13 protein-coding genes are annotated in these 23,488 nt (G+C 64.6%); 4 read left to right on the forward strand and 9 right to left on the reverse strand.

The window, feature by feature from the left end:
* Positions 1-53: 53 nt before the first annotated feature.
* From L8K25_RS13125 to rpoB, 4 genes are all read right to left on the reverse strand, one after another.
* The gene (locus L8K25_RS13125) at positions 54-602 is read right to left on the reverse strand and encodes a pseudouridine synthase (protein ID WP_242139439.1); all 549 of its coding nucleotides are present in this window, start codon (positions 600-602) and stop codon (positions 54-56) included.
* Positions 603-703: 101 nt separating this feature from the next.
* Positions 704-3,505, reverse strand: coding sequence for a TonB-dependent receptor (locus L8K25_RS13130; protein ID WP_242139440.1), 2,802 nt, complete (start codon positions 3,503-3,505; stop codon positions 704-706).
* 490 nt (positions 3,506-3,995) lie between these two features.
* The gene (rpoC, locus tag L8K25_RS13135) at positions 3,996-8,288 is read right to left on the reverse strand and encodes a DNA-directed RNA polymerase subunit beta' (protein WP_242139441.1); all 4,293 of its coding nucleotides are present in this window, start codon (positions 8,286-8,288) and stop codon (positions 3,996-3,998) included.
* 170 nt (positions 8,289-8,458) lie between these two features.
* Positions 8,459-12,643 (reverse strand): DNA-directed RNA polymerase subunit beta, encoded by a 4,185-nt coding sequence (gene rpoB, locus L8K25_RS13140; protein WP_242139442.1) that lies wholly within the window; start codon positions 12,641-12,643, stop codon positions 8,459-8,461.
* Positions 12,644-12,980: 337 nt separating this feature from the next.
* On the opposite strand from rpoB, the gene L8K25_RS13145 reads away from it, so the two are divergent.
* On the forward strand, positions 12,981-14,168 hold the full coding sequence (locus L8K25_RS13145; protein ID WP_242139443.1) for a hypothetical protein: 1,188 nt from the start codon (positions 12,981-12,983) through the stop codon (positions 14,166-14,168).
* Between the two features lie 170 nt (positions 14,169-14,338).
* Here the strand turns inward: L8K25_RS13145 and rplL are convergent, their stop codons facing one another.
* Both rplL and rplJ read right to left on the reverse strand, forming a co-directional pair.
* The gene (rplL, locus tag L8K25_RS13150; RefSeq protein WP_242139444.1) at positions 14,339-14,716 is read right to left on the reverse strand and encodes a 50S ribosomal protein L7/L12; all 378 of its coding nucleotides are present in this window, start codon (positions 14,714-14,716) and stop codon (positions 14,339-14,341) included.
* A gap of 70 nt (positions 14,717-14,786) precedes the next feature.
* A complete protein-coding gene (gene rplJ, locus L8K25_RS13155) occupies positions 14,787-15,320 on the reverse strand; it encodes a 50S ribosomal protein L10 (protein ID WP_242139445.1) in 534 nt (177 codons plus the stop codon).
* Positions 15,321-15,897: 577 nt separating this feature from the next.
* Between rplJ and L8K25_RS13160 the strand changes: the two genes are divergently transcribed.
* Together L8K25_RS13160 and L8K25_RS13165 are read left to right on the forward strand one after the other, a co-directional pair.
* Positions 15,898-17,067, forward strand: coding sequence for a pyridoxal phosphate-dependent aminotransferase (locus L8K25_RS13160; RefSeq protein ID WP_242139446.1), 1,170 nt, complete (start codon positions 15,898-15,900; stop codon positions 17,065-17,067).
* A gap of 179 nt (positions 17,068-17,246) precedes the next feature.
* A complete protein-coding gene (locus L8K25_RS13165) occupies positions 17,247-19,124 on the forward strand; it encodes an AsmA family protein (protein ID WP_242139447.1) in 1,878 nt (625 codons plus the stop codon).
* Positions 19,125-19,184: 60 nt separating this feature from the next.
* On the opposite strand, the gene L8K25_RS13170 is transcribed toward L8K25_RS13165, so the two are convergent.
* On the reverse strand, positions 19,185-19,760 hold the full coding sequence (locus tag L8K25_RS13170; protein ID WP_277923621.1) for a sugar O-acetyltransferase: 576 nt from the start codon (positions 19,758-19,760) through the stop codon (positions 19,185-19,187).
* A gap of 5 nt (positions 19,761-19,765) precedes the next feature.
* Positions 19,766-20,440, reverse strand: coding sequence for a DUF1349 domain-containing protein (locus tag L8K25_RS13175; RefSeq protein ID WP_242139449.1), 675 nt, complete (start codon positions 20,438-20,440; stop codon positions 19,766-19,768).
* 84 nt (positions 20,441-20,524) lie between these two features.
* Here L8K25_RS13175 and L8K25_RS13180 point away from each other — a divergent pair, with 84 nt between their 5' ends.
* On the forward strand, positions 20,525-21,130 hold the full coding sequence (locus L8K25_RS13180) for a TetR family transcriptional regulator (protein ID WP_242139450.1): 606 nt from the start codon (positions 20,525-20,527) through the stop codon (positions 21,128-21,130).
* 106 nt (positions 21,131-21,236) lie between these two features.
* Here L8K25_RS13180 and L8K25_RS13185 read toward each other — a convergent pair whose 3' ends face one another.
* Positions 21,237-23,309: a catalase gene (locus L8K25_RS13185; RefSeq protein WP_242139451.1), complete on the reverse strand. Its 2,073-nt coding sequence runs from the start codon at positions 23,307-23,309 to the stop codon at positions 21,237-21,239.
* Between the last annotated feature and the right edge of the window lie 179 nt (positions 23,310-23,488).

Here is a 23,488-nt window from a genome sequence, read left to right on the forward strand (position 1 = left end):
CCTTCAGGGGAGGGGCTGGGGGTGGGGCAGTGTCTCACCGACCCCGAGGCCCGCTACACCAGCACTTCGCGCATCGCCCCCGGTGCCAGTCCCTCGATCGTCCATTCCCCGATCCGCCAGCGCACCAGCCGCAGCGTCGGAAACCCGATCGCCGCGGTCATTCGCCGCACCTGCCGGTTGCGGCCCTCGCGGATCGTGAGCGTGATCCAGCCGTCGGGCACGCTCTTGCGAAACCGCACCGGCGGATCGCGCGGCCAGAGCGCCGGGTCGTCGATCCGCTCTACCTCGGCGGGCAGCGTCATCCCGTCCTTGAGGCGCACCCCCTGGCGCAACGGCGCGAGCGCGGCGTCGTCGGGATCGCCCTCGACCTGGATCAGATAGGTCTTGGGCAGCTTGAACTTCGGGTCCGCGATCCGTGCCTGCAGCCGGCCATCGTCGGTCAGCAGCATCAACCCCTCGCTGTCGCGGTCGAGCCGCCCCGCCGGATAGACGCCGGGTACCGCGACGTAATCGGACAGCGTCGCACGCGGGGTAGGGGACTTCGCGTCGGTGAATTGCGACAGGACGTCATAGGGTTTGTTGAGCAGGATCAGGCGCGCCATCGCCGCGCCTTACGCGCATCGCGCCGATAACGGAACCGCCGCCCGGACAGCGTCCGGACGGCGGTCGCGGGTGGCAGTCGCAGACGGCGCCAGGCGCGGCGTCACATGCGGAACGACACCGATCCGACGAAGGTGCGGCCGTTCTTGTAGAAGGCCGTCGGACGATCCGGCGTGCCGTTATACTGCAGGTACGTCTCGTCGAGCAGGTTCTGGGCGTTGACCGAGAAGGTGATCGCGTCGTTGAGCTTGAGGCTCGCCGAGAGATCGACCTGATTGTACGGCGCGACCATCTCGCGCGACCCCAGGCGGCCGATCGTGCGGAAATAGGACGAGCGATAATTGTAGCTCAGGCGCGCCTGGAACGGACCCTTTTCGAAATAGGGGATCACGTTGACGGTATGCCGCGACAGGTACGGCAGGTTGAGCGCGGTCCCCGTCACGTCGACCGACGAGGTGCTGCTGTCCTGATACGAATAGTTCGCCTGGAGGCCGAACCCGCCCCAGATCTCGGCCTGGCCCGACACCAGCACGCCGTTGACCTTCGCCTTGCCGCCGTTGACCGGACGCGAGACGTTGTAGCGATTGTCCAGCTGACCCGTCAGCGAGTTGAACAGCGTCACGCCCTGTTGGCGGAAGTTGATGATGTAGTTCGAGATTTCGCGACGGAACAGCTCGACGGCCAACAGCGACCCGGCGCGGGGGTAGAATTCCGCGGTCAGTTCGTAATTGACCGATTCATACGGCTTCAGGTCGGGATTGCCGCCGCTCGCGTCGAAGGTGGTGTCGTTCTGCGAGATCGACGCCGCGAGATCCTGGTAGCGGGGCCGCGAGATAACCTTGGCGACCGCGCCGCGGAAGATCAGCTGCTTGCTGGCTTCGTACGCGATGTTGAAGCTGGGCAGGAACTTCAGATAATCGGTCGTCGAACTGGTCGGCGTGGGGGCGGGCGTCGGGTTGGCCGCCGTGGCGAGCGTCAGCGCATAATCCGATACGTCCCGCGTATAGACCAACCGCCCACCGATGTTGCCGCGGAACCCGGCCTGGTTGAAGTTCGCCTGCAGATAGGAACCGACGACCGTTTCCTTGACCTTGGTGGTCGCGCCGATCTTGTCGATCAGCGGGCTGTTGATCGCATTCGCCAGGATGTCGATCACCGACTGTTCCGGCAGGTTCAGATATTGCGTGGCATTGCCGTTGCCGCCGCTGCCGCTGAACGTACCGCCCGGCGTGGACAGCGTCGGGACATTGAGCTGCGACGCCAGCAGGGAGGTCGTCAGATAGGTGTTGATGCCGCGACCGTCGATCCGGTTGATGTGGTCCGTGACGCGCGAGCCGAGCAGCACTTCGGTGAACGGCCCGAACGAAACCGGGATGGTCGCATCATAGCCGCCGAAGATGTCGCGATCGGTCGTGACGCTGAAATCCTGCCCGCCGATCTGCGCGCCGATCAGCTGCCGCCCGTTGACGACGACCGGATTGCCCTCGATCTGCGCGGGGTTGTTGTTCGGGTTGGTGAAATAGTTTGCCGCGTTGGTCGGATCACCGACGAAGTTCACGGTCGCCGAATTCGGCGTGAAGGCATAGCTGTACGGCAGCTTGGTCTGGACGTTGAAGAGATATTCCGGGTTGCGACCCCCGGTCGCCTTGCTCCAGCCGCCGGCGAACGAGACCTTCGCGCCGCCCGAACCTTCCCAATCGGCGAACAGGTTGATGTTGTCGGTCTTGAGCTTCGTGCGGCGTACCAGCGTATCGAGCTGTGCGCTCTGGTTCTTGGCGCCCGCGAACGAGGCGGCCGTCACCACGCCGTTGCTGACCGTCGCCGAGGTCAGCACGTCACCGGTCCACGCGCCGGGGATCGTATACATCGACTGGCTGTAATTGTTGTAATTGCCGTCGATGTGCAGGCCGTTGAGCGTCAGCGTCAGGTTCTGCACCGGACGATACTGGACGGTGCCCGACACGCTCTTGCGCTCGCGCGTCTGCTGGAAATAGGCGTAGTTGATCCCGAACGGCGAGGCGGCCTTGTAGAGATCCGAAATCGTCCCGCCGTTGATCGTCGCGCCGGGGCTCTTCAGGCTCAGCGTGCCATCGGCGGCACGGTTGACGAACGGGCTGCTGTACGTGCCGTCGGCGTTGGCCGCGACGTTGTCATAGCCGAAGAACTCGACACCCGCGCGCGTGAGGCTCTGCTTGTCGTAGGTCGCCGCGACCAGGACGCCGAACGTGTCGGACTTGTTCTTCCAGCTGTAGAGCCCGGAGCCACGGACGTTCCCCTTGTCGGAACGATCATTGTACGTGTAGCCGCCCGACGCGAAGATCGAATTGGCCGGGGTATCGAGCGGACGGCGCGTGCGGACGATGACCGTACCGCCGAGGCTGCCTTCCTCGATCCGCGGTTCCGGCGACTTGTAGACTTCCAGCCGCTCGACGAGCTCGGGGGCGAGCAGCGAATAGTTGAAGGTACGGCTGGACGGATCGTTGTCGTTGCCGCCCCAATCGGCCGAGGCGAGCGCATGGCCATCGAGCAGCATGCGGTTGAGCGCGGGGTCGGTGCCGAGGATCGCGACCTTCTCACCCTCGCCGAAGCGGCGGTCGATGCTGACGCCTGGGATATGCGACAGCGATTCGGCGACATTACGGTCCGGGAACTTGCCGATCGCCTCGGACGTGATGACGTCGACCACGGCGTTGGCCTTGCGCTTGACCGAAATCGCGCTGCGCAGGCTCTCGCGAATGCCGGTGACGACGATGTCGCCATCCGGGGTGGCGGCGGCGGATGGGGCTTCGGTGTCCGCGACCGGAGCCTGGGTCTGTCCGTCGGCGGGAGCGGTCTGTGCCGATGCGGGCAGGATGCTCAACCCGGCGAGAACGCTGGAGGTCAACAACACGGTATGAAGTCGCATATAATCCACCCCTTACAGAGGCCCCGGCAGATCGTTTCCGCTCGCGGCCTGAAACCCCGCGGCGACGCGAGGACGACTGATCTCGCCGGGCATGGTCACATATTGGTCTTAGTTTTGGACCGTACCGGCATTATTTTTGTAACTAAGCAGAAATAATAAATCCATCGGAAAAATGGCAGCGTCCCCACTTTGCGCCTTGCCCGTCGAACGGGAAAGATTCTAACAAAATGAGCGATCTAGCTGCATATTACCGTGCCGGAGCGGCGCGTTCGAGGCGGCTGTGCATCTTAAGGATGATGCCCGACATTTCAAATTGGTAAGGTAACGACCGGTCCGATCGGCCCGACAGGTTGCAAGTGGTGCGTATCCAGCACGCCCTTCGGGGGCGGCGCTGCACGCGCCCCGGCGGATCGGCCACAAAAAAGCCGCCGCCCGGAAACCCGGACGGCGGCCTTTTGATCAGTCTCGGCAAAGTAGCCGAACGCGGAGATCACTCCTTGTTCAGATACTCGCCTGCATCGGCGTCGGTGCCGGTGCCGCTGGTGGTGACGACCGCGAGCGGATCGCTACCCATCCCGCCCGAGTCGCGCGCCGACCGCGCGAGCTCGGCGTCATGCTCTTCCTTCGCCGAGTTCGGCGCGACGATCGCAACCTCGGCGAGACGCCGCTGCTGGACCCGCAGCGCCGCATCGCGCGACGAAGCGGTGACGCGTAGGCGGTTCATCCCCGCACCCGTACCCGCCGGGATCAGGCGACCCACGATGACGTTCTCCTTGAGCCCCGTCAGCGTGTCCTTCTTGCCCTGCACCGATGCTTCGGTGAGGACTCGGGTGGTCTCCTGGAACGACGCCGCCGAGATGAAGCTGCGGGTCTGCAGCGACGCCTTGGTGATGCCGAGCAGGACGGGCTTGCCCTGAGCCGGACGCTCCTTCTTGTCGATCTTCGAGTTGATCTCGTCCATCTCGTCGCGATCGACCTGCTCGCCCGCCAGCAGCGTGGTGTCGCCGCCGTCGGTGATCTCGACCTTCTGCAGCATCTGGCGAACGATCGTCTCGATGTGCTTGTCGTTGATCTTCACGCCCTGGAGACGATAGACCTCCTGGATTTCCGACACGAGATATTCCGCCAGGGGCTCGATGCCGAGCACCTCGAGAATGTCATGCGGATCAGGCGAGCCGCCGATGAGGTTGTCGCCGCGCTTGACGTAATCGCCTTCCTGCACGTCGATGACCTTCGACTTGGGCACCAGATACTCGACGACCTCGCCGCCATCCTCGGGCTGGATGCCGATCTTGCGCTTCGCCTTGTAATCCTTGCCGAACACGACGCGGCCGGAGACCTTTGCGATGATCGCATTCTCCTTCGGCTTGCGCGCCTCGAACAGCTCGGCAACACGCGGCAGACCGCCGGTGATGTCGCGCGTCTTGGCGCTCTCGCGGCTGACACGGGCCAGGACGTCACCGCCCGAAACCGTCGCCCCATCCTCGACCGAGAGCGTCGCGCCCGGCACCAGCATGTAGCGGCCGGCTTCCTCTGCGCTCGCACCCGTCAGGGTGAGGCGCGGACGAAGATCTTCCTTGGCCTTGGTCGTGGCACGGTACTCGATCACGACACGCTGCGAGATACCGGTCGCTTCATCGGCCTGCTCGGTGAGCGTCTTGCCCTCGATCAGATCCTGATACTTCACGACACCGGGATTCTCGGTGATCACCGGCATGGTGAAGGGATCCCACTCCGCCAGACGATCGCCCTTTTCGACGATGTGGCCATCGTCGAACAGCACGTACGCGCCGTACGGAATGCGGTGCACCGCCCGCTCGCGGCCGTCCATGTCGACGATCGCGATTTCACCCGAGCGGCTGAGCACGACGCGGCGGCCACGCTGGTCGGTGATGGTGCGAAGATCACGATATTCCATCGTGCCGTCGGCCACTGCCTCCAGGTTGGACTGCTCGTTGAGCTGTGCCGCACCACCGATGTGGAAGGTACGCATGGTCAGCTGCGTGCCCGGCTCACCGATCGACTGCGCCGCGATGACGCCGACCGCTTCACCGATGTTCACCGGCGTACCGCGGGCGAGATCGCGCCCGTAGCACTTGCCGCAGACACCGATCTTGGTCTCGCAGACCAGCGGCGAACGGATCTTGCACGACTGCGTCCCGATCGCCTCGATCTTCGCGACCATCGGCTCGTCGAGCAGCGTGCCCGACGGGATCACGATCTCGCCGGTCTTGCTGTCGACGATGTCTTCCGCGGTCGTACGACCGAGGATGCGCTCACCGAGCGACGCGATGGTCGAACCGCCCTGAACGATCGCGCGCATTTCGAGCGCACGGGTCGTCCCGCAATCCTCCTCGATGATGACGCAATCCTGCGACACGTCGACGAGACGGCGGGTGAGGTAGCCCGAGTTGGCGGTCTTCAATGCCGTATCCGCGAGACCCTTACGGGCACCGTGGGTGGAGTTGAAGTACTCAAGGACGGTCAGGCCTTCCTTGAAGTTCGAGATGATCGGCGTTTCAATGATCTCGCCCGACGGCTTGGCCATCAGGCCGCGCATACCGGCAAGCTGCTTGATCTGCGCCTGCGAACCACGCGCACCCGAGTGGGCCATCATGTAGATCGAGTTGATCGGCTTCTCGCGACCCTTGTTCGGGCCGTCTTCGTAATGCTTGACCGCCTTGATCTCGTTCATCATCGCGTTCGCGACCTGATCGCCGCAACGGCTCCAGGCGTCGATCACCTTGTTGTACTTCTCCTGCTGCGTGATCAGACCGTCCTGATATTGCTGCTCGAAGTCCTTCACCAGACCCTTGGTCTCGTCGACCAATGCGATCTTGGCGTCCGGAATGATCATGTCGTCCTTGCCGAACGAGATGCCCGCCTTGAACGCGTGCTTGAAGCCCAGCGACATGATCGCATCGGCGAACAGCACCGTGTCCTTCTGGCCGGCGTGACGATAGACCTCGTCGATCACGTCGCCGACATCCTTCTTGGTCAGAAGGCGGTTGACGATGTCGAACGGCACCTTGTGGTTCTGCGGCAGGCACTCGCCGAGCAACATGCGACCCGGGGTGGTCTCATAGCGCTTGAGATACTGCTTGCCGTCCTCATCGGTCTGCGGGACGCGGCTGATGATCTTGGTGTGGAGCGTGACCGCGCCAGCCTCGATCGCGTGATGAACCTCCTGCATGTCGGAGATCATCATGCCCTCGCCGGGCTCGCCTTCCTTGAGCATCGACAGATAGTACAGGCCCAGCACCATGTCCTGCGACGGCACGATGATCGGCTTGCCGTTCGCAGGGCTGAGGATGTTGTTGGTCGACATCATCAGGACGCGTGCTTCGAGCTGTGCTTCCAGCGACAGCGGCACGTGGACCGCCATCTGATCGCCATCGAAATCGGCGTTGAAGGCGGAGCAGACCAGCGGGTGCAGCTGGATCGCCTTGCCCTCGATCAGCACCGGCTCGAACGCCTGGATGCCGAGACGGTGAAGCGTCGGCGCACGGTTGAGCATGACCGGATGCTCGCGGATCACCTCGTCCAGGATGTCCCAGACTTCCTTGCGCTCCTTCTCGACCCACTTCTTCGCCTGCTTAAGGGTCATCGACAGACCCTTGGCGTCGAGACGTGCGTAAATGAACGGCTTGAACAGCTCGAGCGCCATTTTCTTCGGCAGGCCGCACTGGTGCAGCTTGAGTTCCGGACCGGTCACGATGACCGAACGACCCGAATAGTCGACGCGCTTGCCCAGAAGGTTCTGGCGGAAGCGGCCCTGCTTGCCCTTGAGCATGTCGGACAGCGACTTGAGCGGACGCTTGTTGGCACCCGTGATCGTGCGACCGCGGCGACCGTTATCGAACAGTGCGTCGACGGCCTCCTGCAGCATGCGCTTCTCGTTGCGGACGATGATGTCCGGCGCGCGGAGCTCCATCAAACGCTTCAGACGATTGTTGCGGTTGATCACGCGGCGATACAGATCGTTCAGATCCGACGTCGCGAAACGACCACCGTCCAGCGGCACCAGCGGGCGCAGCTCGGGCGGGATGACCGGAACGACCTCGAGGATCATCCACTCGGGGCGGTTGCCCGAATCGATGAAGCTCTCGACGACCTTGAGCCGCTTGATGATCTTCTTGGGCTTGAGCTCGGACTTGGTGACCGCGAGCTCCTCGAGGAGCTCCTTGCGCTCGCCCTCGAGATCGAGGTCCTGCAGCATGATGCGGACGGCTTCCGCGCCGATGCCGGCCGAGAAAGCGTCTTCGCCATACTCGTCCTGTGCGTCGAGGAGCTCGTCCTCGGTCATCAGCTGGTACTTTTCGAGCGGGGTCAGGCCCGGCTCGATCACGATATACGCCTCGAAGTACAGCACGCGCTCGAGCTGCTTGAGCTGCATGTCGAGCAGCAGGCCGATGCGCGACGGCAGCGACTTGAGGAACCAGATGTGCGCGACCGGGGCGGCCAGCTCGATATGGCCCATGCGCTCACGCCGGACCTTCGAGACGGTCACTTCGACGCCGCACTTCTCGCAGACGATACCCTTGTACTTCATGCGCTTGTACTTGCCGCACAGGCACTCGTAATCCTTGATCGGACCGAAGATGCGCGCGCAGAACAGGCCGTCACGCTCGGGCTTGAACGTGCGATAGTTGATGGTCTCGGGCTTCTTGATCTCACCGAACGACCAGCTGCGGATCTTGTCCGGGCTGGCGATGCCGATCTGGATCTGGTCGAAGGTCTCGGCCTTGACGACCGGGTTCGCGAAATTGGTCAGTTCGTTCATGGAGATGAACCTTTCCTCGAAATCTTACCCCCCGCCCGCTTGCGGGAGGGGGAGGGGCCCAGCCTCTTCAGGCTGGGAGGGGGTGGGCACCCGGTAGCGGCCGTGCGGTCCGCCGCGGGCCGGGAGCCCACCCCTCAATCCCCTCCCGCAAGCGGGAGGGGAGGCTCTTGTTACTCGGCCGCGATCGCGACGCCGTCGCTGTCGAAATGCTCGGTCGTGGTCAGTTCGATGTTCAGACCCAGCGAGCGCATTTCCTTGACGAGCACGTTGAAGCTCTCCGGAATACCGGCCTCGAACGTGTCGTCACCCTTGACGATCGCCTCATAGACCTTGGTGCGCCCGACGACGTCGTCCGACTTGACCGTGAGCATTTCCTGCAAGGTGTACGCAGCACCATATGCCTGAAGCGCCCAGACCTCCATCTCGCCGAAGCGCTGGCCACCGAACTGCGCCTTACCACCCAGCGGCTGCTGCGTGACGAGCGAGTACGGCCCGATCGACCGGGCGTGGATCTTGTCGTCGACCAGATGGTGGAGCTTGAGCATGTAGATGATGCCCACGGTCACCTTGCGGTCGAACTGATCCCCGGTGCGTCCGTCGAACAGATCCGACTGACCCGACGTATCGAGACCCGCCAGTTCCAGCATCGCCGAGACGTCGGCTTCGCGGGCACCGTCGAACACGGGCGTTCCCATCGGGATACCGGTCCGCAGGTTGTCGGTCAGCTCGATGATCTGCTCGGCAGTCCGCGCCTCGATGTCCGCGGCATAGTGATCGCCGTACACTTCGAGCAGCCGTGCCTTGACCGCGTCGGGCATGTCGCCCGGCTTGGGTTCGGGGTTGGCTTCGCGCCAATCCTCGAGCGCACGATGGACCTGCTGACCGAGGTTACGGGCAGCCCAGCCGAGATGCGTCTCGAAGATCTGACCGACGTTCATGCGCGACGGCACGCCCAGCGGGTTGAGCACGAGATCGACCGGCGTGCCGTCGGCGAGGAACGGCATGTCCTCCGCCGGCAGGATCCGCGAGATGACGCCCTTGTTGCCGTGACGGCCGGCCATCTTGTCGCCCGGCTGCAGCTTCCGCTTCACCGCGACGAAGACCTTGACCATCTTGAGCACGCCTGGCGGCAGCTCGTCCCCACGCTCGAGCTTGTCGCGACGATCGTGGAACTTGTCGAGGATCAGCTTGGCGGCATCGTCATACTGCGTCTTGACCGCTTCCAGATCGCTCTGGGTCTTGTCGTCGGCAACCGCGAACTTCCACCATTCGTGACGATCGACGCTGTCGAGGACGTCCTGGTCGATGACCACGCCCTTCTTCGGCCCGTTCTTGGGGACGGCGGTTGCCGTCTGGCCGATCAGCATCTCGCGCAGACGCGACCAGGTCGCTCGGTTGAGGATGCTGCGCTCGTCGTCCGAGTCCTTCTTGAGGCGCTCGATCTCCTCGCGCTCGATCGCCATCGCGCGCTCGTCCTTGTCGATGCCGTGGCGGTTGAACACCCGGACCTCGACGACCGTCCCGGCAACACCCGGCGGCAGGCGAAGCGACGTGTCGCGCACGTCCGACGCCTTTTCACCGAAGATCGCGCGGAGCAGCTTTTCTTCCGGCGTCATCGGGCTTTCGCCCTTCGGCGTGATCTTGCCCGCGAGAATATCGCCCGGCTCGACCTCTGCGCCGATGTACACGATGCCCGCCTCGTCGAGGTTGCGGAGCGCTTCCTCACCGACGTTGGGGATATCGCGCGTGATGTCTTCCGGCCCGAGCTTGGTGTCGCGCGCCATGACTTCGAATTCCTCGATGTGGATCGAGGTGAAGACGTCGTCCTTGACGATGCGCTCGGAGATGAGGATCGAATCCTCGTAGTTATACCCGTTCCACGGCATGAACGCGACGAGCGCGTTGCGCCCCAACGCGAGCTCACCGAACTCGGTCGACGGACCGTCGGCGATGACGTCGCCGGCATGGATCACGTCGCCCACCTTCACCAGCGGACGCTGGTTGATGCAGGTATTCTGGTTCGAGCGCTGGAACTTCATCAGCGTGTAGATGTCGACGCCCGACTGGCCGGCGTCGATTTCGCCGGTTGCGCGGATGACGATACGCGCCGCGTCAACCTGGTCGACGATGCCAGCGCGCTTGGCCGAGATCGCCGCACCCGAATCGCGTGCCACGGTCTCTTCCATGCCGGTGCCGACGAACGGCGCTTCGGCCTGGACGAGCGGAACCGCCTGACGCTGCATGTTCGAGCCCATCAGTGCGCGGTTGGCGTCATCGTTTTCCAGGAACGGAATGAGCGATGCGGCGACCGAGACGAGCTGCTTGGGGCTGACGTCCATCAGCGTAATGTTGTTCGGGATCGCCATCAGGAATTCGCCCGCCTGACGCGACGAGACAAGTTCCTCGACGAAGCCGTTCGACGAATCGAGCTCGGCGTTGGCCTGCGCGATTGTGTGCTTGGCCTCTTCCATCGCCGACAGATAGACGACGTCGTCGGTGACCTTGTGGTCGACGACCTTGCGGTACGGCGTCTCGATGAAGCCATACTTGTTGACGCGGCTGAACGACGCGAGCGAGTTGATCAGACCGATGTTCGGGCCTTCCGGCGTCTCGATCGGGCAGATGCGGCCATAATGCGTCGGGTGAACGTCGCGGACTTCGAAGCCAGCGCGCTCCCGCGTCAGACCACCCGGTCCAAGTGCCGACACGCGACGTTTGTGGGTGACTTCCGACAGCGGGTTGGTCTGATCCATGAACTGCGACAGCTGCGACGAGCCGAAGAATTCGCGGACCGCGGCAACCGCAGGCTTCGCGTTGATCAGGTCGTTCGGCATCACGGTCGACACGTCGACCGACGACATACGCTCCTTCACTGCGCGCTCCATGCGGAGCAGGCCGACGCGATACTGGTTCTCGAGCAGCTCGCCGACCGAACGCACACGACGGTTACCGAGGTTGTCGATATCGTCGATGTCGCCCTTGCCGTCCTTGAGGTTCACGAGCGTCTTGACGACCTCGAGAATGTCCTCGGTGCGGAGCGTCGTGACGGTGTCCTCGACGTCGAGGTCGAGACGCATGTTGAGCTTCACGCGGCCAACCGCCGACAGATCGTAGCGGTCCGGATCGAAGAACAGGCCGCTGAACAGCGACTCTGCGGTCTCGAGCGTGGGCGGCTCGCCCGGGCGCATGACGCGGTAGATGTCGGACAGTGCCTGCTCGCGCTCCTCGGCCTTGTCGACCTTGAGCGTGTTGCGGATCCACGGACCGGTCGCGACGTGATCGATGTCGAGCAGTTCGATCCGGTCGATCCCGGCCTGGTCAAGCAGCTCGAGGTTCTCGGCGGACACTTCGTCGCCCGCCTCGATGTAGATCTGGCCGGTGTTGTCGTTGATCAGGTCATAGGCGCTGTAGCGACCGAAGATTTCCTCGGTCGGGATCAGCAGGTCGGTCAGGCCGTCCTTGGCTGCCTTGTTGGCGGCGCGCGGGCTGATCTTCTGGCCGTTGGCGAACACGATCTCGCCGGTCTTGGCGTCGATGATGTCGTACATCGGCTTCTGGCCACGCCAGTTCTCGGGCTGGAACGGAATGATCCAGCCACCCTGACCACGGACGAAGGTCACGCGGTTGTAGAAGTGGTTGAGGATCTCCTCACCGGTCATGCCGAGCGCATAGAGCAGCGCCGTCACCGGCAGCTTGCGCTTACGATCGATGCGAACGTTGACAATGTCCTTGGCGTCGAACTCGAAGTCGAGCCACGACCCGCGATACGGAATGACGCGCGCGGCGAACAGATATTTGCCCGATGCGTGGGTCTTGCCGCGGTCATGGTCGAACAGGACGCCCGGCGAACGGTGCATCTGCGAGACGATGACACGCTCGGTGCCGTTGATGATGAAGGTGCCGTTGCCCGTCATCAGGGGCATGTCGCCCATGTAGACGTCCTGCTCCTTGATATCGAGGACCGAACGCGAATCGGTGTCGGCGTCCACCTCGAACACGATCAGGCGCAGCGTGACGCGCATCGGCGCCGCATAGGTGATGCCGCGCTGGCGGCATTCATCGGTGTCGAACTTGGGGGGCTCGAGCTCGTAATTGACGAAGTCGAGTTCCGCGGTGCCGGCGAAATCGCGGATCGGGAACACGCTGCGCAGCGTCTTCTCGAGACCCGAGACATAACCGATCGCTGGGTCGGAGCGCAGGAACTGCTCGTAGCTTTCGCGCTGGACCTCGATCAGGTTCGGCATCTGCACGACTTCGTGAATGTTGCCGAAAACCTTGCGGATGCGGCGCTTGGCGGTGCCGCTTTCTGCTGCGCGCGGCTTGGCCGTGCCCTCGTTGGTTGCCTTGGTCGCCATGGAGTTTTTGCCCTCAAGCTCTAATTTCGTGCCCGGAAACGCCCGGGCGGGCACGCCGAAAACGCAAAAAGCCGCATGTCCTCCACCGGGGTGGAACGACAGCAGCTTTCATGCGTCTCGTGAAACCACAATCCCAATACGATCGACATGCTGCGCGACGGCACGTCATTTCCCGAAGACTGTGGTGGAGTGCGCCATATAGGGACGGTGCGCCGGGGTGTCAAATCGCGGATCGCGAAGGCCCTGATCCGGCGAACGGAACGGTCGGCGCGACGAGGGGATCCTGTTCGACGTCGGATTGCTTTGGTGGTTGCACGATTGCGGCTATGGCCGGGCCGTGAAAATCCTCCCTTCATCGCTCTGGCTCGCAGGGACGTTGCTGCTGGCGACGCCGGTCGCGGCACAGACCTCCGCGCCGGCAACGCCGCTGCCGGATCTCGACGGCTACAGTCTGCCATCGTCCCGGCCGACGCCGCGCGTCGCGCCTGACGCCGAGCCGACTACTGGCGTGAGCGTGCAGCGGCCGGCTCCGGCCCCGACGCCGTCCACTCCGGTCGTAGCGGTGCCATCGGTACCGCCGCGCGTCGTTCCGACCGTCCGGACTACGCCCGTACCGCGCCCGACGCCCGTCCCACGCGCCGGTCCGCCCGAGCGCCCGGTTCCGGTCGTGGCGCCGACCCCGGCGGCGCCGCCGACGATCGCCGTGCCGGCGCCAGTGCGGAAGCCCGATCCGGTCGCCGTACCGACTGCCCCGCCCGTCGCGGTGCGCCAGACGCCAACGCCCACGGCGCCAGCGGACTCCGTATCGCCGCCACGATCCTCCATCTGGGCGCTGGTAGCCGGCGGCGTGATCATCGCGCTTGCGGTGGCGGGGTGGATCCTCTGGCGGCGGCGCGCTGGCAACCCGTCCGCGGTGATCCCGGACGAGGCGTCGTTCGAGCAAGCTCCTCCCGCCGAACCAGAGCCGGCAAGCACCCCGCCAGCAGCCGCGCGCGCAGTCGCTCCGCGAATCACGATACCTGTCGCGCGTCCGCGCATCGAGATCGAATGCATCGCCACGCGCGCCGGGACCAACCTGTTGAGCGCAGCCGTCGAGTATCGGATCATTGTCCGCAACGTCGGCGATGCGATCGCGCACGCGATCCGGCTGGACGTGCGACTGCTGGGCATGGGCGTCCAGCACGATGCGCTGCTGGCCGCGCTCTTCGCGATGCCGCTCGACACGTCGATCGCAGCGCCGTTCGATTTGCCGCCGGGCACTGCGGTCGACCTCGGTGGAATGGCGATGCATCCGAAAGAGACGATCGAGACGGTCGATCTGGGCGGGCGGGCGATGGTCGTGCCGTTGCTTGCGATCAACCTTCGCTATGGCTTGGGGAACGCGGGTGAGGGCCAGACCGCCGGGGCGTTCGTCATCGGACAGGACCGCGGCGCGGGTGGCAAATTGCAGCCGTTTCGTCTCGATAGCGCGCGGATGGCGGACACGGTGGCGGTGATCGCCTATCCGGGCGGCGTTACGAGCTGATATCGCGAGGCTTGCCGCCAGGGCCGGCGGTCTGATTGACGGTCGGTATCCGTCGCTCCGCATTCAAGCCGGACACGAAAAGGGCGACCCCTTCGCAGGGGCCGCCCTTTTCGTTTCGAACCGAGGTCCGGAAGGGAAGGGCGCCGGTTGCCCGCCGCCCTTCGCCTGCCTTACTTGACTTCGACGGTCGCGCCAGCTGCTTCGAGCTGGGCCTTGATCTTGGCTGCTTCGTCCTTCGAAACGCCTTCCTTGACGGCCTTGGGAGCCGACTCGACCAGCGTCTTCGCTTCGGTCAGGCCGAGCGAGGTGATCGCGCGGACTTCCTTGATGACGTTGATCTTCTTGCCACCGTCGCCGGTGAGGATGACGTCGAATTCGGTCTGCTCTTCAGCAGCCGGAGCTGCTGCGCCGCCGGCTGCTGCCGGTGCTGCTGCAACTGCTGCAGCGGCCGAAACGCCCCACTTCTCTTCGAGCATCTTCGACAGGTCTGCTGCTTCGATGACGGTGAGGGCCGAAAGCTGGTCAACCAGCGCGTTGAGGTCTGCCATGTGTAGTCTCCAGTAACAGGGGCATCGCCCCATGGTTTCAGTTCAAAAGATCTCGAATACCCGACAGATGTCAGGCGTCCGCCGTTTCCTGTTCGGCGTCCTTCTCGGCATAGGCTGAAAGCACACGAGCGAGCTGAGCCGCAGGCGCCTGGGCAATCGTCGCGAGCTTGGTTGCGGGTGCAACCAGGAGGCCCACGATCTTCGCGCGCAGTTCGTCCAGCGACGGCATCGTCGCGAGTGCCTTCACGCCGTCCACGTCGAGGACGGTCGCACCCATCGCACCACCGACGATTTCGAACTTGTCGTTCGTCTTCGCGAATTCCACGGCCACCTTGGCGGCCGCGACGGGGTCGATGGAACTGGCGAGACCGACCGGACCGGTGAGCATGTCGCCCAACGGGGTGTAGTCGGTGCCGTCCAGAGCGATCTTGGCAAGCTTGTTCTTCGAGACCTTGTAGCTCGCGCCAGCATCCCGCATCGCGTTACGCAGCTTGGTCGACTGCGAAACGGTCATGCCGAGGTTGCGGGTGACGATCACCACGCCGACTTCGGCAAACGAGCGGTTCAGCTCTGCAACGAGCTCGGTCTTTTGAGCACGATCCATGCCATTCTCCACTTTTTTGGCCATGCCGCGGACGGCACGACCGGTTACGAACCAGGGCGCAGATGCACCCCGGAAGTGTCCAGCGATGGGGAATGGGAGCGACGCCCGTCATCGCCGCAGGGGCGATAAGGGAGGCGGCAAGCCGAAACCCGGGCGAACCCGGTGTCGGCGGAAATCCTGTCCCCGTCTCGGCAGGGCATTAAGACCGACGGAATTCGGCCACCTGCTGTCTCGGACGGTCCTTCCCCGAGCGAACCCGGGTCGGGAGAGCGGCGCTGATAGCTGGATGCGGGGAAAAGTCAACGGGGGGCGTTGCGCCGTCCCCACCACCGTCATTCCCGCGGAGGCGGAGATCCATGAGCGTTACGTATTATGGTAGAGATCAGCCAGTATGGATCCCCGCCTCCGCGGAGATAACGGAATTGGTGTGAGCGGCGACCGGAGCAACAATGTTGCGTTTTCGAGACCGCCGCGATTTGCCACCTTCCCTTTTCATCCGTTTTACGGAACACTCTATCGCCAAGGGCCGGCGAGCCCGTGCAGGAGTGGACGGACTTCCTCCAACAGGGGCCGACCGATGACACATCAAACGCATTTGAATCCAGAAGCCGACGACGACCTGCTGACCCGTGGGTTCGCACGCCGCGACGTCGCGCGAATCGCGGCGGTGTTCGGCGCAGGCGCGGTTGCCGCCACCGTCGGGCGGCCCGCCTGGGCGTCGGGCGGCGTCCCCGATCCTGCGCCGAGCGCGAAGGTACGGATCGGCGCGAACGAATGCTGGACCGGCCCGCTCGCCCCCGGCGCGACAGCCGCAGCGAAGATGATCGGGCAGGGCAACCGGTATTCGCCGCAAGACCAGCGCGGCGATTTTATCAAGGCGGTGATGACGGTCGAGCAGGTCCCGTTCGATCATGTCGCGCCCTGGCCGGGATCGAGCGATCCGCTGTGTCGGGCGGTGGTGACCTATTGTTCGCCGACCAGGGGCCTCGTGACGGCCGACCCGACGTTCGAGCTCGCCGGCCGCACGGCGGCGTGGCTCGGCGCACCGGTCAAGGCGGTGCCGCTCACCGCCGACTATACGCATGACGTCAAGGCGATGCTCGCGGCCAATCCGGATGCCGGGCTCTATTATATTTGTACGCCCAACAATCCGACCGGCACGATCACGCCGCTCGCCGACATCGAATGGCTGATCGCGAACAAGCCCGCCGGGTCGATGGTGCTGATCGACGAGGCCTATACCCACTTCGCAGGGGTGCCGGTGGCATCCTACCTGGCGGTGAAGCATCCCGACGTGATCGTGATGCGGACCTTCTCCAAATTGTTCGGCATGGCGGGGCTCCGGGTCGGCTATATCATCACCAACCCGGCGAATATCACCAAGATGATGCGGTATGACGGTGGGATGCAATCGGGGGCCTTGCCCGTCACGAGCATCGCCTGCGCAACCGCGAGCCTGACCGCCGCGCCGATGATCGCGGCACGACGCGCGCAGATGGAAACCGCGCGCGGCCTCACGCTCGATCATCTCCGGAGCAAGGGCATCACCGTCAAGCCGACCCACGCCAACATGTTCATGATCGACTGGAAGACCAGGCAGGCCAAGGACATGCAGGCCGCGTTCCGCAAGGAAAGCGTCGAGATCGGGCGGTCCTGGCCGATCTGGCCGACCGTCAGCCGCGTGACGGTCGGGTCGGCGGAGGAGATGAAAAGTTTCTGCACCGCGCTCGACAAGGTCATCGCCTGACCCAAAGCCAGTCCGTGTCGGCGGCCGCCAGCGCCGTCGACACATAATGATACGCGAGTGAAACCATCGGTCGGGTGTTGGGTTGATGGCGCGTGACCCAAGCATCCGATCCGGCCCTGTCCGACCAGCCCTCGACTCCCATTGAATTTCGGCCACGATCGCGCTGGCGATCGCGGTTGTTGGCGACCTCGGTCGTCGGCGCGGCCGTGGTGGTCGTCGGCTTCGTTGCGTTGGGCGCGTTTCCGGTCGGGGTGATGCGCAGCACGGTCGAAAGCCGCTTGTCCGCCGCGCTCGACACGAAGGTGCACGTCGGCGCGGTCACGCGCGACACGCTGTTTTCGTACAACCCGGTTGTATCGGTCCGCGACGTACGGATCGCGCAGCCGGCCTGGGTCGGCCCCGGCGATTTCGTCCGGGTGGAGACCGCGCAGGTCCGCGTACCGATGTTCTCGCTGCTGTTCGGGCATTTCCGCCCCGATCGCATCAGCATCGACGGCGCCCGCATCGCGCTGGTCCGGGATGCTTCGGGGAAGGAAAACTGGAAGCCCGATAACCCGAAATCGAAAAGCGGCGGGGACGACCGGCCGAGCCTGTCCGACCTGACGATCACCCATAGCCAGGTCGTGATCCGCGACGCCAGGCGCGGGCTCGTGATCGATGGGCCGCTGAGCGTCGATGCCGCGCACGGGTTGCGCTATGCCGCCACCGGGACCTTCCGGGACACGCCCGCGCGGCTCGAGCTGACGGGCGGCAAGATCACCGGCATCGACCCGACCGCGCCCTATCCCTTCGCCGCGACGCTGGAGTCACCGGCGCTGCGGATGGCGGTGAAGGGGACCATGCGCGGGGTGCTCGACACGCGCCACTTCAGCGCGGACGTCACCGCGCAGGCACCGACGCTCAAGAACCTCGACCGGATCATCGAGGCGGGGCTGTTCGGATCTCAACCGATCAACCTCGCGGGCAAGATCCGGCACGATGGACGCGACTGGTATGTCGACAAGATCGGCGGGAGCATGGGCCGGTCCTTGTTCAGCGGCGTTGCGACGATCCATAAGGATGGCGGGCGGACCAACATCGACGCGAAAGTCGATGCGCGGCAGTTCGATTTCGACGATTTGGCAGATGCGGAAGGCCGCGCTGAATCGGCGGCGCGCAACGCCGCGGTCGGTCCACGCGTGATTCCCCCGACGCGGATCAACCTGTCGAAGCTGGGCAAGACGGACGGGCGGCTGGTGTTCGTGGCGCATCGCCTGCTGTCGAGCAGCGGGACCGTGTTCAAGAGCCTGTCGGGCTCGCTCACGCTGGATCACCGCGTCGTGACGGTGCGCGATATCGTCGCGACGCTGGCGAACGGACGGATGACCGGCGTGGTCAAGGTCGATCATCGCAGCGGCGCGCCCAAGCTGGCGATCGACCTGCGGCTGGCCGGGTTGACGCTGGATGCGCTGGTCGGCCAGCCGAAGATGATCTCGGGCCCGGTGCGCGGGCATATCGTGATGACCGGGCAGGGCGATACGGTGCGCGAGGCGATGGCGCATGCCAGCGGCAAGGCCGCGATCGTCGCGACCGACGGGCAGGTCCAGCGGATGATCGCGGACGTGCTCGGGCAGAACCTCAGCGGCGCGGTGTCGCACGCGATCAGCGGCCCGAGCCAGGAGGTGCCGCTGCGCTGCCTGGTTGCCAATTTCCGTGCGACGCGCGGTGTCCTGTCGCCCAACCCGCTCGCGATCGATACGGGCGCGTCGGTGGGGCGCGGGTCGGGGCGGATCCTGCTCGACGGCGAGCGGCTCGACCTGACGCTGGCAGGGGCGAGCAAGAGCAATGCGCTGCTGCGGATCGCGGACCCGATCCACGTCCGGGGCACTTTAGGGTCGCCGACGGTGACCGTCGCGGGGCTCGGCGCGTCGGAGAAGCCGACCGCTGGCGGCGTGCTGCGGGTGCTGGGGCGGTCGATCGGGCAGGCGCTGGGGATTACCAAGACTCCGGCCTCGGCGGCGGGGCGTCCGCCGACGACGGTCAATTGCTCGGCGGCGGTGGCGCTGGCGTTGCGCTAGGGGCGTGGGCGGGGCGGGACGGTTTTACCCGCTGTCGATGTCAGTTCCCTAGCAGACCAGTCATACGGTCCGCGGCTTCTGGATCACTCTCGAGACCAGGCGTCGTGCAGGATTGCCGGCAACCGTCGTTGCCACGGGGACGTCTCGTGTCACGACGCTGCCCGCACCGATGACCGCATCGTTGCCGATGGTGACGCCCGGCAGGATGATGGCGCCGCCGCCAATCCAGACGTTACGCCCTATGACAATCGGCCGTCCAAATTCGAGCATCTGGGCGCGGACCGATGCTTCGCGCGGATGGTCGGCCGTGAGCATCTGCACGCCGGGACCGACCTGGGTGCCAGCGCCGATCCGCACCGGCATGACATCGAGAACGACGCACCCGTAATTGAGGAACACCCCGTCTTCTAGATGGACGTTATACCCATAATCGCAGTGGAACGGGGAGCGGACGGTAACCCCCGCACCGACGTGGCCTAGTCCTTCGACCAGCAGCGCATAGGTCTCGTCCGCAGAGGCCGCCGGTGCCGCATTGAACCGCGCCATCCAGTCGCGTGCCTGCGCCGCATCGGCGGCCAACTCCGGATCGTCCGCGGTGTAGAGCTCCCCGGCGAGCATCTTTTGCTTCTCGGTCATCGTCATCAGCTCAGGTCGTGCAGGTCCTTGCCGAGCGGCGGGGTGATCCGCAGGTCCGAGAAGCGGACCGCCAGGCCATCCCGTTCAGGCGTGCAGGCCATCGGTCCGACCTGGTAAGATGCGGCAACCGGGAACGGTGCGAGCCGTACCAGCGGCCATGTCTTGCCATCGGCGGAAACCTGAAGGCGCAGCACGCCCTTTGCGACGGTTGCGCGCATCCAGAAATCCTGTGCGTCATGCTCATAGGGGCCGGTCGCCCAGTCGGATTTGCCGTCCGTAAGGACGCTGCTCAGCATCGCACGGCCATCCGACAATTCGATTCCCGCCTTGACCCAACGCCGTTCGTCGACCCGGACCATGATCCCGGCCTGATCATATAACTTTTGATACTGGCCACGGATACGCAGTTGCGCGGTGAACGCAGCGGGGGCGGTGAACCCGAGAAAATGACCGCTGTCGCGGGTGAAGCCGTAATGCGTCTCTCGCCAGAAATCGGTACCTTTGTCGGTGATCATCGACAGGTCGCCTGCGGGATCGACCGACCAGACCCGGGGCTCGTTGAGCCAGCGACCGTCACGACGCCCCAGCGCCGACTTGCCCGCACGCTGTGCCTGCGCCGTGCCTGCCGTACTCGCAGCGACCAGTGCAGCCGCACCCCCCAGGATTGTTCTACGGTTCACCAAATCCTCGCTCATGTGCAACAGGCCTATCTATGTTCGGACCTATATGTACATACGTACACATTGGCGCAAGCGGGTGAATTGATGACAACCGGGAAGGGCAGGCAAAACGACCCGACGCGGCGGCAGCGCATCGTCGACGCAACGTTGGAGGTGATCGCCGCTTATGGTGTGGCAGCAACGACCCATCGCCGCATCGCTGGCGAGGCGGGCGTGCCGTTGGGCTCGGTGACCTATTATTTCGAGTCTCTGGAAGCACTGATAGGCGCTGCCTTCCTGCAACTGGCGGCGCAGTCGTCCGCGCTGTTCAGCGCCCGTCTGGAAGCGGCTGAAGACCGTTCCGGAGCGATCGATGCGGTGGTCGATATCATCGCAGGCACGATCTGGGCGAAGCCGCGCACATTGCTCTTGAGCTACGAACTCTATGCCTTTGCAGCGCGGCACCCTGCGGTAAGCGCCGTGATGCAACAGTGGATGGACACCAGCCGCAGCGCGCTGGAACGCTTTTTCGACCCGCTCACGGCGCGGGCGCTGGACGCCCTGGTCGAAGGGATCGGCATTCATAATTCGATCGACCGCGCGCCGCTCGACCGGGAAGCCATTCGGATTATCGTCGAACGCATCGCTGTGCCTGAGGAAGAGGGTGCCTCCTCTCCGAATTTCGACGGGGGCGGAACGATACCTCCGTAAGCCAGCGACCTACCCCAATACCTGCCGCCCGGCGTGACGATGAAACACAAAAAAGGCCCGGTGCTAAGCGCACCGGGCCTTTTCCATTACCCTATCGCCTCAGCAATCAGGCGAGATCGCGCACGTTAGGCTCACGCGCGAAGAAGCGCTTTGCCGCTGCCTTGACGAAGCCCGCGCCCAGATCGGTCACGCCTTCGTCCTTCTCGACGCCGGCCTTGTCGAGCAACGGCTGTGCCGCTGCGCTGGCACCGACCGCCTTGAGATGCCCGAACGCGTCCATCGCGAACTGGACCGCCGCGCCCTGCTTGAGCAGCATCGCGCAACCCTCTGCCGACAGCGCGATCGCGACCGCGTCGAAGATCTGCGACGGCGTGCCGGCGAGCTGGCCATCGGCCTTGCGCTTGCTGCCGTCCGACAGCGTTGCGCCGCCGACCTTGGGCGCGACCAGCACGGCCTTGCCCTTGGCGTCCTTGATCGACGCGACCAGCGCGTCGAGCTCGGCGGCGTCGGTGCCGTCCGCGATCAGGATGCCGACGACGCGGCCTTCCAGCGTCTCCTTCATGTTCTTCTGGATCGACAGTGCGTCCGAAGGCTTCATGTCGACCGGCTCGCGTGCGGCCTTCGCCTTCTCTGGCAAATCGATGTTGAGGCCGTCCGCGACACGCTGCGCGAGACCCTCATCGACGTTGCGCAGATTGGCGACCATCCGCGGCGGGACCTGATCGAGCAGGCCGACCTTCGACAGCTCGAACACGAACGACGACGCGATATGCGCCTGCTCGTTTTCGGTCGCCGAATTGAAGAACAGCCGTGCCTGGCTATAGTGATCCGCGAACAGTTCCGAACGGACACGCAGCTTGTCGCCCGTCTCGTTGTCGCCGGTCGCGGCGTTGGTCGTCACATAGCCCTTGGTCGCGCTCTCACGCGGACCGCCATCCTCGCCGTGCGCGGCAAGGCTGTTGGGTTCGTAGTTCGCGCGGCCCTTGGGGACCTTGGTCTGCATCATCCCGTCACGCTGGAAGTTGCCAGCCGGCGAGCGCGGGCTGTTGATCGGGATCTGGTGGAAGTTGGTCGTCCCCAGACGCGACTTCTGCGTGTCGAGATAGCTGAACAGGCGACCCTGGAGCAGCGGATCGTTCGAGAAATCGATCCCCGGCACGACGTTGGTCGGCAGGAACGCGACCTGCTCGGTCTCGGCGAAGAAGTTGTCGACGTTGCGGTCGAGCACCATCCGTCCGATGATCCGGACCGGCACGTCTTCTTCCGGGATCAGCTTGGTCGAATCGAGCACGTCATACGGCTGCGCTTCGGCGAATGCCTGGTCGAACACCTGGATGCCCAGCTCCCACTCGGGGAAATCGCCGCTGTCGATCGCTTCGAACAGATCGCGACGGTGATAGTCGTTGTCGGCGGCCTGGAGCTTGAGCGTCTCGTCCCAGATCGTCGACTGCAGGCCGAGCTTCGGCTTCCAGTGGAACTTGACGAAGCTGCTGTTGCCCTCGGCGTTGACGAGGCGGAAGGTGTGGACGCCGAAGCCTTCCATCATCCGCAGCGAGCGGGGGAGGGTACGGTCCGACATCGCCCACATCAGCATGTGGGTCGCTTCCGGCATCAGCGATGCCCAGTCCCAGAAGGTATCGTGCGCGCTGCCGGCCTGCGGATAGGCGCGGTCGGCTTCCATCTTCACCGAATGGATCAGGTCGGGGAACTTGATCGCGTCCTGGATGAAGAACACCGGGATGTTGTTGCCGACGAGATCCCAATTGCCCTCGGTCGTGTAGAACTTGACCGCAAAGCCGCGCACGTCTCGCGGGGTGTCGACCGAGCCTGCGCCGCCGGCGACGGTCGAGAAGCGGACGAAGACCTCGGTCTTCTCGCCCTTCTTGAACACGGCCGCGCGCGACAGATCCGAAATGTCGTCGGTCGCTTCGAAATAGCCGTGCGCGCCCGAACCGCGTGCGTGGACGATCCGCTCGGGGATCCGCTCGTGATCGAAGTGGAAGATCTTCTCGCGCAGCACGAAGTCCTCGAGCAGCGTGGGGCCGCGCGCACCGCTCTTGAGGCTGTTCTGGTTGTCGGAAACGGGCACGCCGTGGTTGGTCGTCAGGACGGGCGCATCGCCCTGTGCCTGCTGGTGCGTCTCGCCACCGTTGCCGGTGACCGTGTCGAAATCTGCCATGGGGGGAGCCTTCTTGGGGGTTCGGGCAGACGACGAACGCGGGGCAGGTAGGTTCCGTACATTATGGTTGATCGAGATCGATGTTGGTCGCGGCGGGGTGGGTGGAGCGGCGGCGGTTGCATCGGGTGTCAGGCCCGCCGCGCAAAGAAAAAGGGCCGGGGTTTCCCCCGGCCCTTTCG

The organism is Sphingomonas sp. TREG-RG-20F-R18-01, from assembly GCF_022662475.1.
GTDB lineage: Bacteria > Pseudomonadota > Alphaproteobacteria > Sphingomonadales > Sphingomonadaceae > Sphingomonas.

Coding starts and splice junctions, on each gene's coding strand:
- L8K25_RS13180 (WP_242139450.1), top strand. CDS start 20,525: ATGACAACCGGGAAGGGCAGGCAAAACGACCCGACGCGGCGGCAGCGC.
- L8K25_RS13125 (WP_242139439.1), bottom strand. CDS start 602: ATGGCGCGCCTGATCCTGCTCAACAAACCCTATGACGTCCTGTCGCAA.
- rplJ (WP_242139445.1), bottom strand. CDS start 15,320: ATGGATCGTGCTCAAAAGACCGAGCTCGTTGCAGAGCTGAACCGCTCG.
- L8K25_RS13160 (WP_242139446.1), top strand. CDS start 15,898: ATGACACATCAAACGCATTTGAATCCAGAAGCCGACGACGACCTGCTG.
- rplL (WP_242139444.1), bottom strand. CDS start 14,716: ATGGCAGACCTCAACGCGCTGGTTGACCAGCTTTCGGCCCTCACCGTC.
- rpoC (WP_242139441.1), bottom strand. CDS start 8,288: ATGAACGAACTGACCAATTTCGCGAACCCGGTCGTCAAGGCCGAGACC.
- L8K25_RS13170 (WP_277923621.1), bottom strand. CDS start 19,760: ATGACCGAGAAGCAAAAGATGCTCGCCGGGGAGCTCTACACCGCGGAC.
- rpoB (WP_242139442.1), bottom strand. CDS start 12,643: ATGGCGACCAAGGCAACCAACGAGGGCACGGCCAAGCCGCGCGCAGCA.
- L8K25_RS13185 (WP_242139451.1), bottom strand. CDS start 23,309: ATGGCAGATTTCGACACGGTCACCGGCAACGGTGGCGAGACGCACCAG.
- L8K25_RS13130 (WP_242139440.1), bottom strand. CDS start 3,505: ATGCGACTTCATACCGTGTTGTTGACCTCCAGCGTTCTCGCCGGGTTG.